The organism is Vreelandella olivaria (assembly GCF_023507745.1).
Lineage (GTDB): Bacteria > Pseudomonadota > Gammaproteobacteria > Pseudomonadales > Halomonadaceae > Vreelandella > Vreelandella olivaria_A.
This window is the reverse complement of the sequence record NZ_JALPZO010000134.1, coordinates 126,523-141,909: the sequence shown is the minus strand read 5'-3', so window position 1 is coordinate 141,909 and position 15,387 is coordinate 126,523. Positions and strand designations below refer to the sequence as shown.

General features: G+C 54.2%; 12 protein-coding genes. 7 read left to right on the top strand and 5 right to left on the bottom strand.

Annotated features, from left to right (window positions below; translation table 11 throughout):
• Positions 1 to 66: 66 nt before the first annotated feature.
• From adk to HP566_RS16540, 4 genes are all read left to right on the top strand, one after another.
• Entirely contained in the window at positions 67 to 720 is a 654-nt protein-coding gene (gene adk, locus HP566_RS16555; protein ID WP_249978387.1) for an adenylate kinase, read from the top strand.
• Positions 721 to 821: 101 nt separating this feature from the next.
• Complete coding sequence (tsaB, locus tag HP566_RS16550) at positions 822 to 1,520, top strand: tRNA (adenosine(37)-N6)-threonylcarbamoyltransferase complex dimerization subunit type 1 TsaB (protein WP_249978386.1); 699 nt, start codon at positions 822 to 824, stop codon at positions 1,518 to 1,520.
• The gene (locus HP566_RS16545) at positions 1,517 to 2,242 is read left to right on the top strand and encodes a class I SAM-dependent methyltransferase (RefSeq protein ID WP_249978385.1); all 726 of its coding nucleotides are present in this window, start codon (positions 1,517 to 1,519) and stop codon (positions 2,240 to 2,242) included. Before tsaB ends, HP566_RS16545 begins: the two co-directional genes overlap by 4 nt.
• Before the next feature lie 30 nt (positions 2,243 to 2,272).
• On the top strand, positions 2,273 to 3,394 hold the full coding sequence (locus HP566_RS16540) for a phospholipase D-like domain-containing protein (protein WP_249978384.1): 1,122 nt from the start codon (positions 2,273 to 2,275) through the stop codon (positions 3,392 to 3,394).
• A 67-nt stretch (positions 3,395 to 3,461) separates the two neighbouring features.
• On the opposite strand, the gene HP566_RS16535 is transcribed toward HP566_RS16540, so the two are convergent.
• The gene (locus HP566_RS16535; RefSeq protein WP_249978383.1) at positions 3,462 to 4,136 is read right to left on the bottom strand and encodes a YecA family protein; all 675 of its coding nucleotides are present in this window, start codon (positions 4,134 to 4,136) and stop codon (positions 3,462 to 3,464) included.
• A gap of 91 nt (positions 4,137 to 4,227) precedes the next feature.
• Here HP566_RS16535 and HP566_RS16530 point away from each other — a divergent pair, with 91 nt between their 5' ends.
• From HP566_RS16530 to HP566_RS16520, 3 genes are all read left to right on the top strand, one after another.
• Complete coding sequence (locus tag HP566_RS16530; RefSeq protein ID WP_249978381.1) at positions 4,228 to 4,776, top strand: SprT-like domain-containing protein; 549 nt, start codon at positions 4,228 to 4,230, stop codon at positions 4,774 to 4,776.
• 169 nt (positions 4,777 to 4,945) lie between these two features.
• Entirely contained in the window at positions 4,946 to 6,895 is a 1,950-nt protein-coding gene (acs, locus tag HP566_RS16525) for an acetate--CoA ligase (RefSeq protein WP_249978379.1), read from the top strand.
• 273 nt (positions 6,896 to 7,168) lie between these two features.
• Complete coding sequence (locus HP566_RS16520) at positions 7,169 to 7,831, top strand: LuxR C-terminal-related transcriptional regulator (RefSeq protein WP_016916171.1); 663 nt, start codon at positions 7,169 to 7,171, stop codon at positions 7,829 to 7,831.
• A 93-nt stretch (positions 7,832 to 7,924) separates the two neighbouring features.
• On the opposite strand, the gene HP566_RS16515 is transcribed toward HP566_RS16520, so the two are convergent.
• The 4 genes from HP566_RS16515 to HP566_RS16500 form a co-directional block, all read right to left on the bottom strand.
• Positions 7,925 to 11,866, bottom strand: a complete 3,942-nt coding sequence (locus HP566_RS16515; protein WP_249978378.1) for a hybrid sensor histidine kinase/response regulator — start codon at positions 11,864 to 11,866, stop codon at positions 7,925 to 7,927.
• Between the two features lie 128 nt (positions 11,867 to 11,994).
• Positions 11,995 to 12,513, bottom strand: coding sequence for a hypothetical protein (locus HP566_RS16510; protein WP_249978377.1), 519 nt, complete (start codon positions 12,511 to 12,513; stop codon positions 11,995 to 11,997).
• Between the two features lie 102 nt (positions 12,514 to 12,615).
• The gene (locus HP566_RS16505; protein ID WP_249978376.1) at positions 12,616 to 14,415 is read right to left on the bottom strand and encodes a sodium:solute symporter family protein; all 1,800 of its coding nucleotides are present in this window, start codon (positions 14,413 to 14,415) and stop codon (positions 12,616 to 12,618) included.
• A gap of 6 nt (positions 14,416 to 14,421) precedes the next feature.
• Positions 14,422 to 14,682 carry a DUF4212 domain-containing protein gene (locus tag HP566_RS16500; protein ID WP_249978375.1) on the bottom strand — a complete coding sequence of 87 codons (261 nt, stop codon included), beginning with the start codon at positions 14,680 to 14,682 and terminating at the stop codon, positions 14,422 to 14,424.
• Positions 14,683 to 15,387: the final 705 nt, after the last annotated feature.

Here is a 15,387-nt window from a genome sequence, read left to right as displayed (position 1 = left end):
AACGGCACGGTTATTGTCGATTTATTGATTCGGTTTATTTCTTTCTTTCATTCAAGGAGCAGTGCCATGCGTTTAATCCTGTTGGGTGCCCCCGGCGCGGGGAAGGGGACTCAGGCTCAGTTTATTTGCGAGCAGTTCAAGATTCCCCAAATCTCCACCGGGGATATGCTGCGCGCGGCGATCAAGGATGGCACAGAGCTGGGACTAAAAGTAAAAGAGATCATGAATAGCGGTGGGCTGGTGTCAGACGACATCATCATCGATTTGGTCAAAGAGCGCATCAGCCAGCCTGATTGCGAAAATGGCTTTTTGTTCGATGGTTTTCCCCGCACGATTCCCCAGGCCGATGCGATGAAAGAAGGCGGAGTGAAGTTGGATCATGTGCTGGAAATCGCTGTTCCGGATGAAGAGATCGTCAGTCGACTGGCTGGGCGCCGCGTTCACCCGGCCTCAGGGCGCGTTTACCATGTGGAGCATAATCCACCCAAAGAGCCGGGAATAGATGATGTCACGGGTGAAGCGCTGATTCAGCGCGAAGACGACCAGGAATCCACCGTGCGTAATCGCCTGGCGGTCTATCATGACCAGACCGCACCGCTGGTTAACTACTACCAGCAGTGGGCCCAAGAGGACCCGCAGACTGCGCCGAAGTACCACCGGGTTGAAGGGGTAGGCAGCGTTGCCGATATTACCCGGCAGGTGAAAGAAGCACTGAATTAAGCGTCTCCTGCCTGGATCGGATGGCCCGCATTGCGGGCCATCGTCGTTGGAGGCGTACAAAGGTATAATGCCCATCTATTTCTAATGAGTACGAATCCGCTATGTCATTACACCTTCTTGCGCTGGACGCCTCCTCCAGTGCCTGCTCAGTGGCATTGTTACGCCAGGATGGCGAGCAGCGGGAGTGTCTGGCGCACTTCGAGCTGACCCCCCGTGCCCATACCCAGCGGTTAATGCCGATGGTGGATGAAATACTGGCTGAGGCACAAATTACCCCCCAACAGCTTGATGCCGTGGCATTTGGCCGTGGTCCTGGGTCATTTACAGGATTGCGTATTGCAGCAGGTACTGCCCAGGGGCTGGCATTTGGGCTGGACTGCCCCCTCGTAGGTATTTCAACGCTGGAGGCATTGGCCTTGCAGGCTCACCGGCGATACCATTTCAGGCACATCGTAACGGCATTGGATGCCCGTATGGGTGAGATCTATGTGGCTACATGGCACTGTTTAAACGATGCGCTAAGCCAGCAGAGTGACGAAGCGGTTTTACCCCCTGCCGCCTTACGCTTGCCCGCCGATGAAGCCGACTGGGTGGGAGTGGGCTCAGGGTTTTCCCTGTGGGAGCAGTTCAATGCCGGTGTGCATGCGGGAATGACCCAGCACCTTACCGATCTTGAGCCCAGGGCAGAAGAGATGGCCTGGCTCGGCCTGCGTGATTTTGAAGCGGGGTTAGGGCAGGCGGCCCATCATGTGCAACCTGTTTACCTGCGTAACGATGTGGCCTGGAAAAAGCCTGCATGATGCAGAATGAGTCGCTGAATCAACCTGAAACCTTGCTGTTACCGACAGGGCTGCGGTTATCTTATGTGGCTGGCCAACTGGCGCTTGTTGGGGATGAACAGCAGTATGGCAAGCCTCTCAGCGTGGATTTTGTGACAGGTAAGGCCGCTCACCGTCGTCAATTCGGCGGGGGGCGTGGCCAATTGGTGGCTAAAGCCTGTGGTCTTGCCAAAGGTATAACCCCAAGTGTAGTGGACGCCACCGCCGGGTTAGGGCGAGATGCCTTTGTCTTGGCAAGCCTCGGCGCACGGGTGCTATTGATTGAGCGTGTCGCAGTGATTGCTGCGTTACTGCAGGACGGACTGCGCCGTGCCGGGCAGGCGGAGGATACGGCAGCGATTATCTCCCGAATGACCTTATGCCATGGGGATGCGTCACAAGCACTTGCCGCGCTGGTGGCTGAGGCTGGCGTTGACCCCCAAGTGGTTCATCTCGACCCGATGTTTCCCCACCGGGAAAAATCCGCGCTAGTTAAAAAAGAGATGCGCCTGTTCCGTGAGCTGGCCGGAGATGATAACGATGCGCCACGCTTACTGGAGGCCGCCTTGGATGTGGCGACCCACCGCGTGGTGGTTAAGCGTCCGCGCAAGGCACCGCCGATTGCCGGGCCTGCCCCTCAGCATACCCTGGAAGGCAAAACGAGCCGTTACGATCTCTACGTGCATCGTTCGTTAACCCGTTGAACGATGACGTCTACTGGATAAGGAGCCTGTATGCAGCATGAGTGGCGAGAAGGAAACCGCGTTACCCTGCTGCCGGAAGCCGCGCGCTTCCTACCCGCCATGGTGGAAGCGGTCAGCCAGGCTCGGCACTATATTATGGTCGAGCTCTATTTAATGGAGTCCGGTAAGCTCGCCGACCAGGTCTGTGATGCCCTTATCGATGCAGTCCAACGGGGAGTAAAAGTTTACCTTCTTCTGGATGGTTATGGCGCCATGGGGCTGGGACGAGAGGAGCGCTCCCGGCTACAACTGGCGGGTATTGAGCTACGGTTGTTCAATCCCATTGGCTTTCATTCACTGGCGCGTAACTTAAGCCGTGATCACCGCAAAATTGTAGTGGTTGATGGCGAAATTGCCTTTACGGGTGGCTTTGGGGCGGTGGATGAGTTTCTGGATGCCTGGTATGAAATAGCCATACGCATTGAAGGCCCCGTGGTTGCCGATTGGGAACGACTATTTCGCCGTCTGTGGCGTTCGCGGTTAACCCGCGCAGCGGCAGGTAATCCAGGTAAAGCGGTGTTGATTGCCCAACGTATGCCAGCCTGTTATCCCGATGGTGTCAGCGGTCGGGTGATGTCGGCCAGAGGGTATCGCTATCAGGCCATACGCCATTCGCTTTATGGTCGGGTCAGTCAAGCAAACGAACGGTTGTGGCTATGCACCCCCTATTTTGTGCCGACCTTTTCGCTACGCCGTCGGCTTGTCCGGGCGGCACGGCGTGGTGTTGATGTGCGCCTGCTGCTGCCCGGTAGAAAGCATGACCATCCTGGTGTGCGCTACGCCGGGCAGCGTTTTTACCAGTCGATGCTGAAAGCAGGGGTGCGGATTTTTGAGTTTCAGCCCACCTTTATTCACGCCAAATTTGTCTTGGTTGATGATTGGGTTAGCATTGGGTCATGCAACTTTGACCACTGGAATCTGCACTGGAATCTGGAAGCCAATCAGGAGGTGGCATCTGCTGCCGTGGCGGAGGAGGTACGCGCGCTGTTTGAGCGTAATTTTGCTGCCAGCCAGGAAGTGGATGCTGCTGCCTGGGCAGCGCGGCCCTGGGGGCAGCGCGCCAAGGAGTGGGTCTACGGGGTGCTGGACGGTATGGTTACCCGCCTTAAATAGCCGTTGAAATAGCTTGCTGCCCTGTTACGGGGAAGCGATTGACCACGGAGTTACAGCACCGCAAAGGTTATTTGCGCTTTTTACCTTTGGCTGGCGTTTTTTTGCGTGGTTTGGGTTTCGGTGTTTCAGGTGGGACACGGTAGTGAAGGTAGAGGTCCAGCACCAGTTCAGGCAACTGAGCCACGAAGGCTTCCTGGCTGGCTTGATCCTTGGCCATCTCCGCCATGTCTGGCTCATCATCGAATAGCCCCGAGAGCAGCATAAAGGGCAGTAGCAGGGTGGCGGCGGCTTCCTCATCATCCTGGAACCAGGCGCTCTCGTCGCTGAAGACACCTTCCATAAAGCCAGCACACCAGTCGCCAATAGGCGTTTCTTCTGAGGGCAGGCCATCCAGGGTTAGCTCAAAGGGAAGCTCAGGCAGGCCACCCTGTTCGAGAACGGCCACTGCGTTATCCCGCAACAGGGTCAGCAGGTGGATGATGTCATTTCGTTCGGCATCATCCCGGTAGGTGGGCTCACCTTGAAACAGCTCCGCCAGCCACTGGGTGGGGGAGAGCTCGCTGGGGGCAACTGCCAGTGCCACTAGAAACCCATGGGCCGAAATGAGGTCAAGAGCATCTTCACCCACTTGGTCGGAATCCAGAAAGTCATCCAGCCTATCAAGCTGTTCATCTTCAAGCAGCGGCTGGGGCGGTGAATTATCAGGCGAATTTGCTGCTGGCATGTGATGGCGCTCTGCCATTGGGAGCCTCGTCTTTAAAAGTCATCTTTGAGAAACAGGTGCGGATCGGTAACAATCGTTCGCAACATTATTAATGGTCAGTTTATCACTAATGAAGACCTTGCCACTTCCCTCCTGGCCGACTGAGTGCCTGACGAGCCTGTCGTCTACGGATCTGCATCAGGCAGTTCTTAAACGGGTAAACGAAGCTCTGGCCCGCTGCCACGAGGTTTACCCGGAGCTGCCCGCGCCTAACGTCTGGTTTGACCTGAAAGGGGCGTCGGCAGGGCAGGCCCATTTAGGGCGCGGTGGTTTGCGTTTTAATCCGGTATTGTTAAGCGCCAATCGTAGCGCCTTTTTTGATGATGTTATCCCCCATGAAATGGCTCACTGGCTGGTATTTCATTTGGACAATGGCCCACGCCTAAAGCCTCATGGACGGGAATGGCAGTCTGTTATGCGTGGTTTGTTTGGTTTGGCTCCCAGGGTGACACACCGTTTTGATATTCAGCAGTCTCAGCCCCGCCCCTACCGTTATCGCTGCGGCTGCCAAACTCATGGCTTCACTGCCAAACGCCATGCTCTGGTGGTGAAAGGGCGCCGTTATCGTTGTCGCCATTGTGGTCAGACCTTGGTCTACACTGCTTTCGTTGAACCGTGATGGTGATTTAAGTTTTTGTTTTATATGCTAAAAATGTTAATACCAATGTCTAAAGGGAAGCTGCTTCCCGGAGGTTTATGCTAGGTAAATGTTAACCGCGTCGGTGCGACCAATAATAATACCGGCTACCTTTTCCAGAGAGTGCATTTTCACGGACAGAGGCAATTCCATGAGCGAGCATAAGAACGTCTATCCGGTGCGCGATAGCATCGCCGCCAGCGCGTGGGCCGATAAAGATAAGTATGCGGCAATGTATCAGCAGTCGATGGAGGACCCGGAAGGCTTCTGGGCTGAGCAGGCCAGGCGCCTCGACTGGATCAAAGTGCCCACCAAGATCAAGAACACGTCCTTTGCGAGTGATAATGTCGATATCCGCTGGTTCGAAGATGGTCAGCTTAATGTTAGCGCTAACTGCCTGGACCGCCATTTAGAAAAGCGTGGTAATCAAACCGCTATCATTTGGGAAGGAGACAACCCCAATGACTCAAAGCATATCACCTACCGGGAACTATATGAGCGTACCAACCAGCTAGCCAATGCGCTCAAATCGCTGGGTATTGGTAAAGGCGATACCGTTACGCTGTATATGCCGATGATTCCTGAGGCAGCCATGGCGATGCTGGCCTGCTCCCGTATCGGGGCTGTTCACTCTGTTGTCTTTGGGGGATTCTCTCCGGATGCGGTGGCCCAGCGGGTAATTGGTGCCGACTCCAGATTGGTGATTACCGCCGATGAGTCGGTGCGTGGGGGCAAGCATGTGCCTCTGAAAGAGAATGTTGACTCAGCCCTGACCCGTGATGGTACGGATGTATGTAAAAATGTTCTGGTGGTGAAGCGTACCGGCGGCGATATCGAATGGCAGGAAGGGCGCGATATCTGGTTTGACGAATTGGTCGACCAACAGTCTACCGAATGCCCTGCGGAAGCCATGGGGGCCGAAGACCCGCTCTTTATTCTCTATACCTCCGGCTCCACCGGTGCTCCTAAAGGCCTGAAACACACCACCGGTGGCTATTTGACCTATGCAGCGATGACGCACCGCTATATTTTCGACTATCAAGAGGGCGAAATATATTGGTGTACAGCAGATGTTGGCTGGGTAACCGGCCACAGCTACATCGTGTATGGCCCGCTTGCCAATGGTGCTACAACCGTGATGTTTGAAGGGGTGCCAAGCTATCCCACCCATGGCCGTATGGGTGATATTGTCGATAAACACAACGTCAATATTCTCTATACGGCTCCCACTGCGGTGCGGGCGCTAATGGCTCATGGCGACGATGTGATGAACTCCAGCAAACGCGACTCCCTGCGTCTGTTGGGGTCGGTGGGGGAACCGATCAATCCGGAAGCATGGGAGTGGTTCTATCGGGTGATCGGTAACGAAAAATGCCCCATCGTCGATACCTGGTGGCAGACCGAGACCGGTGGCATCATGATTGCACCGCTGCCAGGTGCCACTGATCTTAAGCCTGGCTCTGCTACCACGCCTTTCTTTGGTGTGAAGCCTGCGCTGGTGGATAACGAAGGCCATCAACTGGAGGGCGCCACCGAAGGCAATCTGGTGATTCTGGACTCCTGGCCTGGCCAGGCACGCTCAATCTGGGGCGACCATGAGCGCTTTGTCCAAACCTACTTCTCCACCTACGACGGCATGTACTTTACCGGTGACGGTTGCCGCCGTGATGAGGATGGCTATTACTGGATCACTGGCCGCGTTGACGACGTACTTAATGTTTCCGGCCATCGCATGGGTACGGCAGAAATTGAGTCGTCCCTGGTCGCTCACTCTGCAGTTGCTGAGGCCGCTGTTGTAGGCTTTCCCCACGATATTAAAGGGCAAGGTATCTACATCTACGTTACTCTTAATGATGGTATAGATTCATCGGAGGAACTGAAAAAAGAGCTAACCCAGTGGGTTCGCAAAGATATTGGTCCCATTGCCTCACCGGATGTGATCCAGTGGGCGCCTGGCCTTCCAAAAACACGTTCGGGTAAAATCATGCGCCGTATTTTGCGCAAGATTGCTGCCAATGAGTGTGACGGCCTTGGCGATACCAGTACACTGGCAGACCCCTCGGTGGTAGATGACCTGATTGAACACCGTGCCAATCAGTAGTCTGATATGCCTCTTGCGGTACGCCGCAGGGGCATAGTGTTCAATGACGGGCAGCCAGCGTTTGCTATGTTGAATCAGTCAAATACTGCTGATCCGTTATAGTGCCGGCCGTGGAGCCGGCACTGCTGTTTTCAGTCGGATGACCTATTGATGACAAATTGTGCATGTGACGCTTGGGCATGATGAAGCCCATGGGGTACCATGCTTCAACCGTATGAGCCTAGCGTCGCGGCGGCAGGCAACCCCGCTGCTCGAGGAACCGGAGGAATATCCATGGCAGTAGCCCATAAGTTTATCGTCGCTGACGACCATCCACTGTTTCGTGCAGCGCTCACCCAAGCGTTGCGTCAGTTGGCACCCCAGGCTGAGATTGTTGAAGCCGACACCATGGAAGCCACCACTGAGGTCGTAAACCGTCATCCCGATGCGGACTTGATTTTGTTGGATTTACATATGCCTGGAGCACATGGCTTCTCTGGATTGATCCAACTGCGTGGCCAGATGCCTGATATTCCGGTAGCAGTGGTATCGGGAAGCGATGAACCCTACGTGGTACGTCGTGCAATCGACTATGGTGCATCTGGCTTTATCCCCAAATCCTCTTCGTTGCAGCTTATTGCTGAAGCGGTGGGGGAGATTTTACAGGGCGAAGTGTGGCTGCCTGAAGCGTTGGCGAATGTCCTGGAAGAGACCAGCGAAGAGGAGTCGCGGTTTGCTGAGGCCATTGCATCACTGACGCCGCAGCAGTTTCGGGTACTCAACATGCTGACAGAAGGGTTGCTAAACAAGCAGATCGCCTATGAGTTAAATGTCTCTGAAGCGACGATTAAAGCCCATGTCACCGCTATTTTGCGTAAGTTGGGTGTTCACTCGCGCACCCAGGCCGTGATTGCAGCACAAAAACTGGAAGTGGAGCCACCCAAAGTCGAGTCGTAAGCACGTGGTAAGTGGCTACCGGACGCCGCGCTTATGGCAACATAAGCGCGGCGTTGTTGTTGATGCTGTGGTGGCCTATAGGGAGCTGTCGTCTTAGGAATTGGCCCGGCTAGCCTGTAGTGTACGGGTGAGCAGCGCGCGCAGTGCCGCTGGTTTAACAGGCTTTAACAGTAATTGATACCCTGCACGTTTTACCTCTTCGGCCACGACCTCTGTACGGTCGGCGGTAATGACGATGCCCGGCACGGCGTGGGTTAAGCGTTCGCTCAGGGCTTCCAGCGCCATAAGCCCCGTGACCTCATTATCCAAATGATAATCCGCCAGGATCGCATCGGGGTCACTATCCATATTGCGCAGAATTGATTTGGCCCCACCAATGCTGGTGGCAGTAAATACCTCGCAGCCCCAGCCACTTAACATGGCGGACATACCCTCTAGAATGAGCGTTTCGTTGTCGATACACACAATGCAGGTGCCTGTCAGCTTATTGCCACTGCGGCGGCTTTGTGGCTCGTTATCCGCCACGATGGTTTCCCGGGCTGCCACAATGGGCACACTGACCGCAAACACGGTGCCGATGCCTTCCCAGGAGCGTACCTTGATCGGGTGGTCGAGTACCCTGCTCATTCGATCCGCAATGGAAAGGCCCAACCCCAGTCCTTTTTCGCTCTCTTTATGACGGGAGACCTGATCCAACCGACGAAACTCCTGAAAAATTTCCGTTAGTTTCGATTCCGGAATACCGGGGCCGCTGTCCCAGACCTCAATAGAGAGCCGCTCACCCTGGCGGCGGCAGCCTAATAGCACACGGCCCTCCTGGGTATAGCGAATTGCATTGGAGAGAAAGTTCTGCACAATTCGGCGCAGCATCTGGGGATCTGAATCAACCCACTGCCGGGTCGGTACAACCACTAAGTCAAGCCCGCGGTCATCGGCCATCACGTCAAATTCTGCGCGTAGCGGGAGAAAAATATCCGCCAGGGCGAAGTGGCTACGGCGTGGTGTGAGTGCTCCGGCATCCAGTTTGGAAATATCCAACAGCGTACTCAGCAGCTCCTCTGCTGCTTGAAGCGAGTTATCGATATGGCCGATGGTTCGTTGTGTGTCGCTGGTGGTGACATTTTGCATTAACGCTGAAGTGAACAGCCGTGCAGCATTAAGTGGTTGTAGCAGGTCATGGCTGGCGGCAGCCAAAAAGCGTGTTTTTGAAGCATTGGCATCTTCAGCCAATTGCTTGGCCTGGCGCAGGGCCTGCTCGGCTTCGGCACGTACCCGGTTCTCCTGGCGTAGAGCGGCGTTGGCTTCCGAGAGTTCCTGGGTACGTTCACGTACCCGCTCCTCAAGGGTTTCATTGGTCTCTTTTAGGGCGATCTCCGCCTGACGACGTTCGGTGATATCCTGATAAAGTGCGAAAAAGCCTAAAATCGACTGGCTATCGCCAAAGTGCGGTGTATAGGTGACCAGCATATAGCGCATGGCGTCATTAACCCGCATGGAGACCTCGAAGCTGACCCGCTCGCCTGCCAGGGTACGTTGTACCCATGGCTGGCGCTCTTCGGTCTGTTTGACCGGCAGCACGTCTCCAAAACGTCGCCCAATGACGGCATTACGATCAATATTGAACGCCTGCTCATAGGCCCGGTTGGTAAATAGATAGCGGCACTCTTTATCGAAGTAAGCGATCAACGCGGGCACGTTATCCGTGTAGATGCGGATATTGTTCTCAGAGCGAATCAGCGCCTCTTCAATGCGCTTTTGCTGGGTAATGTCCTGATAGGTATAGACAAACCCACCACCGGGCATGGGGTTGCCCTGTACTTCCAGCACGCTGCCATCCTGGCGATAACGCACGTAGCGGTGAGGCTGCCCGTCACGGATGTTATCCAGCAGAAGCTGTACGTGCTCTTCCGGGTCGCCAGGGCCATATTCACCATTATGGGCGTTATAGCGGAAGATGCGATCTATCGGAGCGCCCACCCGGATCAGGTGGTCTGGAAAGCGGAAGAGCTCTAAATAACGCTGGTTCCAGACCACCAAGCGTAAATTCTGGTCAACCACGCTAATACCCTGGTTGATGTTTTCGATCGTGGCCTGTAGCAAGGCGCGGTTAAACTCCAGTACCTGGGAGGCTTCATCGACAATGGAGATGACATCAGAAATGCCGATCCCGCGGCCCTGAAGGGCTGAGTTGACTACAATGCGTGCAGAGGATGCCCCTAATACGGAGGCTAGAAAGCGTTCGGTAAACTGGATGACATCAATGGAGGCACGAGTGCTGTTGTCCAAAGGTTTGCCTGCACGGCGGGCATAATCCTCAAAGGCCCTGTCCACCTGTCCAGCCCCCAGGAAGCGTTCACACAACACCTTTAAGTCACCCACTGTGGTCGCTCCCGTCCAGGGGCGGTTCACCGAGGTTTGGCGGGTTTCGACGCTATCCACAAACAGCGATGCCTGAATACGCTCCACGACACGCTGAGACGTAATCTGTGAAACAAAGATATAACAGAACAGGTTAATGCCCAGGGAGAGCATAACGCCATGGGTGAAGGCGTCGCCAAGATTCAGGCCAAAGAGTGCGGTGGGTGTAAGCCAGGCAAGCCCCAGTGGGCCGCCTGCCAGCCACTCCAGGGGAAGAACCCCGGCATTGATCATGGCGGGCATCAGTAAGCTGTAGGCCCAGATCCCAAAGCCTGCATTCATGCCGACAATAACGCCCAGACGGTTACCGCGCTTCCAGTACAGCCCGCCTATCAGTGCTGGTGCAAACTGGGCTGCCGCTGCAAAGGAGAGCATGCCAATGGAGGCCAGAGAGGTAAACTCAGCGATCATCTGGTAGAAGCCATAGGCCATGGCCAATACCGCGACGATGGTTAAACGACGCGCCCGTAAAACAAAACGGCCATAGTCACGGGCTTTGGTATCAAACCAGCGCAACCTGAACAGGGCGGGGATCACGATCTCGTTGCAGATCATAATGGAAACCGCCACTGCTGCGACGATGACCATACCGGTAGCCGCAGAGAATCCACCAATAAAGGTCAATAGCGTTAACCACTGCTGCCCCGATGCCATTGAAAGTGCTAGAACATAGGTGTCGGGTTCCACTCCGCTATCAGAAAATAGCAGCAGCCCCGCCGCCGCCATGGGCACCACAAAAAACGCGATGGCGAGTAAGTAGAGTGGAAATAGCCAGCGTGCTTTGGTGGCATCGTCGGGGTGTATGTTTTCCACAACGGCAACATGAAACTGGCGGGGTAGACAAAGAATAGCCAGCATGGCCAGTAGGGTCTGCGCCCAGAAACTTTGGCCAAAATCCTGGTGGGTAAGTTGGCGTTGTAGCTCCAACTGACTTTCTGCGTGGCCCATCAATTCACTAAGGCCATCGAACATTCCCCAGGTGACAAAGGCGCCGAGTATTACAAAGGCGAGTAGCTTTACCAATGACTCGAAGGCAACCGCATGTATTAACCCTTCGTGGTGCTCGGTGGCATCGGTATGGCGTGTGCCAAACAGGATGGCAAAAATGGCCATCACGATGGCCACATAGAAGGCGGTGTCACCGAACAGGGGGGTGTGGGTCAGGTCGGTGGCATCGGTGAGTACGCTGAATGTTGTTGATACGGCCTTAAGCTGAAGAGCGATATAGGGCAGGGTGCCAATGAGGGCGACAAGGCTGGCAAAGGCCGCCAGAGACTGGGTTTTACCATATCGGGAAGCAATAAAGTCGGCAATTGAGGTGACGTTTTGATGCTTGGCGACGCGGATCATTTTGACCAATACCGGCCAAAACAGCAGAAATGTCAGAATCGGGCCGACGAAGATACTCGCAAATGACCAGCCGGCAGTGGCCGCTTGGCCAACCGCGCCGTAGAAGGTCCAGGAAGTGCAGTAAATGGCCAGCGCGAGGCTATAAATAATGGGGCGCCGGCGGCTGGCGCCATGGGTACGTGCGCGCCGGTCACCGTACCACGCAATACCAAACAGCACTGCAATATAGAGGAGTGATACTGCGACCAGCAGCCCGCCGTGAAACATGCTTTTCTCCTGACCTGTACGCCCCGCCCTTGAGGGCATCGCATGTGAAGAGGTTCATTCTAGGGGAAATCGCCTCAAGCGTCAGGCGCTTAAGTGCTGCTACTTGGCAAACAGGCCAGCTGGGCTATTCACACATTCGACTGGCATACCGTTTGCAATAATGTGGAGCCAGAGCGTAGGGTGCGTAGGCGCTCAACATCAGGCTCGCGGGTATCCATATCAATAGCCACCAACTCGCGGTTGGAGCAGTTAAGCAAATAGGGCTGAGGGATCACCAGATCGGTGTGGTGGCGCTCAAAGTGATAAAGCATAAATTCTGCCAGCGTGGCCCCCTGGTGTTGGGTGCGCTGAATGCTGTCGCGATCCACAACGCTAAAGCGGGTTGTCATTGGGAAGAAGAATGTCCATGGGCGCCACATCTCTGTCCCGGTGGCACTATCAATGACCACTGCTGATGCCGGCAGTTGTCGTTGTTTATGCTCAAACCATGAGTATTCCACATGGATTTGGTAGCCCAACATTCCCAGTCCGGCGAAGACAGGAATTATCCATTTCGGGAGTCGGTTACGGGATAGATGACGAAGAATTAAGCCAATGCCAGCGGCGGCCAGTGCGGCAAAGATAGCGGCAATCAAGTGCCAGATCATAACAACTATTCCTGAAACAGATCGGGCTTCCCTGAAGAAGCCCGATGCAACGTGGATTCCTTGACCTGCTCCCTTGCAGGAGCATTCAGGAACGATTATGGCTTAGTGGTCAACTGCGGCACCAGCACCTTTTGGATAGCGTACGCTTTCCACCAGTTCCTGGATCTCTTTCGGTGGCGCTGCTGTCATGCTGGAGACAGTAAAGGCCACTGCAAAGTTGATCAACGCACCTACCGCACCGAAGGAGAGTGGGGAGATGCCGATGAACCAGTTGTCAGGGGTATTGGGAAGCATATTGGTGCCTGGGATAAAGAACCAGCCCAGGTAGGTGAAGATATACAGCAGTGTGGCGGTCAGGCCTGCCAGCATGCCACAAATCGCCCCGGCACTGTTCATACGGGTTGAGAAAATACCCATCATGAGTACCGGGAACAGTGATGCAGCGGCAATGCCGAAAGCCAGAGCCACCGTTTGGGCAGCAAAGCCTGGTGGGTTCAGGCCCAGATAGGTTGCCAGCAGGATCGCACCCCCCATGGATATCCGGGCTGCCAGCATTTCACTCTTCTCTGAAATGTTGGGATTAATGGTGTTTTTGATCAAATCGTGACTGATAGCGGACGAAATCGCCAGTAGCAGGCCCGCTGCAGTTGATAGGGCAGCCGCGATACCCCCTGCCGCGATTAAACCAATCACCCAGCCGGGCAGGTTGGCGATTTCTGGGTTGGCAAGTACCAGGATATCGTTGTTCACCGACAGCTCATTACCCGCCCAGCCACGATCAGCTGCAATGGTTTCGTTAAACTCGGTATTGGTGTCGTCATAGAACTGGATACGGCCATCGTTATTCAAATCATTGAAGGTAATGAGGCCAGTGTCTTCCCAGGTTCTGAACCAGTCAGGACGATCTTCATACAGAATCGGCTCGGCGGCGGCTGTTTCGTAATCTTCCACCTGGCCGGTCATTTCCGGGTAGACAGTGGTCATCAGGTTCAAGCGTGCCATGGAGGCAACGGCTGGTGCGGTGAGGTAAAGCAGGGCGATGAACACCAGTGCCCAACCTGCTGACCAGCGTGCATCTGCCACTTTTGGAACGGTGAAGAAGCGGATGATAACGTGGGGCAAACCGGCGGTGCCGATCATCAGCGAGAGCGTGAACAGCACCATGTTCAGCTTGTTGTCAACGTCTGCTGTATAGTCCTGGAAGCCAAGCGCTACCACCACATCATCCAGTTTTTGCAGCAATGGAACACCCGACTCGCTATGGGTGCTGAACATACCAAACATCGGAATGGGGTTGCCTGTCAGTTGCATCGCAATAAAGACCGCTGGGATGGTGTAGGCAACAATCAACACGATGTATTGGGCAACCTGGGTGTAGGTAATGCCCTTCATGCCACCGAATACGGCATAAAGGAATACGATTGCCGCTGCAATCCAGATACCCCAGGTGCTGGGTACCTCAAGGAAGCGTGAGAAGGCAACCCCCGCGCCTGTCATCTGGCCGATAACGTAGGTGACCGAGGCAATGATCAGGCAGATAACGGCCACCACCCGAGCGGTACGGCTGTAGAAACGCTCACCGATAAAGTCTGGAACCGTAAACTTGCCAAACTTACGCAGATACGGAGCGAGCAGCATGGCAAGAATAACGAAACCGCCGGTCCAGCCCATCAGGTAAGTCGAGTTGGCGTAACCGCCAGATGCGATTAGGCCAGCCATGGAAATAAAGGAAGCCGCTGACATCCAGTCAGCCGCCGTGGCCATGCCGTTTGTAATTGGGTGAACGCCACCACCGGCAACATAGAAGTCTTTTGTAGAGCCTGCACGTGCCCATATCGCAATACCGATATAGAGCGCAAACGAGGCGCCGACAAATAGTAAGTTAATTGCAAACTGGCTCATGCTGGCTTACTCCCCCAGGCCAAATTTCTTATCGAGCTGATTCATTCTCCAGGCATAGAAGAAAATCAGGCCGATAAAGGTGAGGATGGAGCCTTGCTGAGCAAACCAGAAGCCCAGGTCGGTGCCCCCTACAGAAATACTCGCCAGCAGTGGGCGGAAGAGGATAGCGCATCCGTAAGAGACAAATGCCCATACAATCAGGCATCCGAAGATCAAGCGAACGTTGGCTTTCCAATATTCAGCAGCATTAGATTTGTCGTCTGCCATTGTGTTGCTCTCCACTCGTGATTTTTAGGGTTGGAAAGTGAACTCAAAATAGGGTGTGATTCACCAGGGCAATCGCACATGGGAAACCACTGTTTACTTACCAGCGATTGTGCCAGATTTTCCGAGTACGCCACTTTATTATTTTGCAGTGCTATCCATTAGTGTTATCCAAGAGTGGGCCATGTTGACCCACTTATTAGAACTTGGATGATGGTTCGTGACAGTGCTCAGCAATAGCATTGGCTAGTGACGACTGATTACCCCGCCTGACTCCCTGGTAATACTGGTCAATAAATACAAAAAATAAATCCCAGACTTTGGTATCAGGCTTGCCCGTGCTGGGTTTGGTAAGCGGTAAGAGACTTACTTGTATTTGTTTTTTATGGTTTTTTTTGTAATTTCTTCTATTCGGTGAGTGGTGATGGGACGATGGTCTATGGGTCGCTTGAAAGTAATGTTTGCTACATTTGAATAAATATCATATCAGTACCTGATAGTAGAGGTAAGTGCACTACTTTAGTCGCTGATAAAATATTGATTCGACGTTAGCGTTATAGAGAAAAGTATTATGGTGGTGTGTTGATAGTCTGTAGGAAAGGCTGTTTATTACCCTTTAGTAGCGTTTTAGAAAGAGTGCTGTAGTTGTGAGTGCAGGGGAGTATATATCGAAGCTTCCATGTCGAGAGAAGTATCGGGTGCTTAGCT

What these genes read in the sequence shown, in the direction of transcription:
- HP566_RS16540 (WP_249978384.1), top strand. Translation starts at nt 2,273, where the DNA reads ATGCAGCATGAGTGGCGAGAAGGAAACCGCGTTACCCTGCTGCCGGAA.
- HP566_RS16535 (WP_249978383.1), bottom strand. Translation starts at nt 4,136, where the DNA reads ATGGCAGAGCGCCATCACATGCCAGCAGCAAATTCGCCTGATAATTCA.
- HP566_RS16500 (WP_249978375.1), bottom strand. Translation starts at nt 14,682, where the DNA reads ATGGCAGACGACAAATCTAATGCTGCTGAATATTGGAAAGCCAACGTT.
- tsaB (WP_249978386.1), top strand. Translation starts at nt 822, where the DNA reads ATGTCATTACACCTTCTTGCGCTGGACGCCTCCTCCAGTGCCTGCTCA.
- HP566_RS16510 (WP_249978377.1), bottom strand. Translation starts at nt 12,513, where the DNA reads ATGATCTGGCACTTGATTGCCGCTATCTTTGCCGCACTGGCCGCCGCT.
- adk (WP_249978387.1), top strand. Translation starts at nt 67, where the DNA reads ATGCGTTTAATCCTGTTGGGTGCCCCCGGCGCGGGGAAGGGGACTCAG.
- acs (WP_249978379.1), top strand. Translation starts at nt 4,946, where the DNA reads ATGAGCGAGCATAAGAACGTCTATCCGGTGCGCGATAGCATCGCCGCC.
- HP566_RS16505 (WP_249978376.1), bottom strand. Translation starts at nt 14,415, where the DNA reads ATGAGCCAGTTTGCAATTAACTTACTATTTGTCGGCGCCTCGTTTGCG.
- HP566_RS16530 (WP_249978381.1), top strand. Translation starts at nt 4,228, where the DNA reads ATGAAGACCTTGCCACTTCCCTCCTGGCCGACTGAGTGCCTGACGAGC.
- HP566_RS16515 (WP_249978378.1), bottom strand. Translation starts at nt 11,866, where the DNA reads ATGTTTCACGGCGGGCTGCTGGTCGCAGTATCACTCCTCTATATTGCA.
- HP566_RS16545 (WP_249978385.1), top strand. Translation starts at nt 1,517, where the DNA reads ATGATGCAGAATGAGTCGCTGAATCAACCTGAAACCTTGCTGTTACCG.
- HP566_RS16520 (WP_016916171.1), top strand. Translation starts at nt 7,169, where the DNA reads ATGGCAGTAGCCCATAAGTTTATCGTCGCTGACGACCATCCACTGTTT.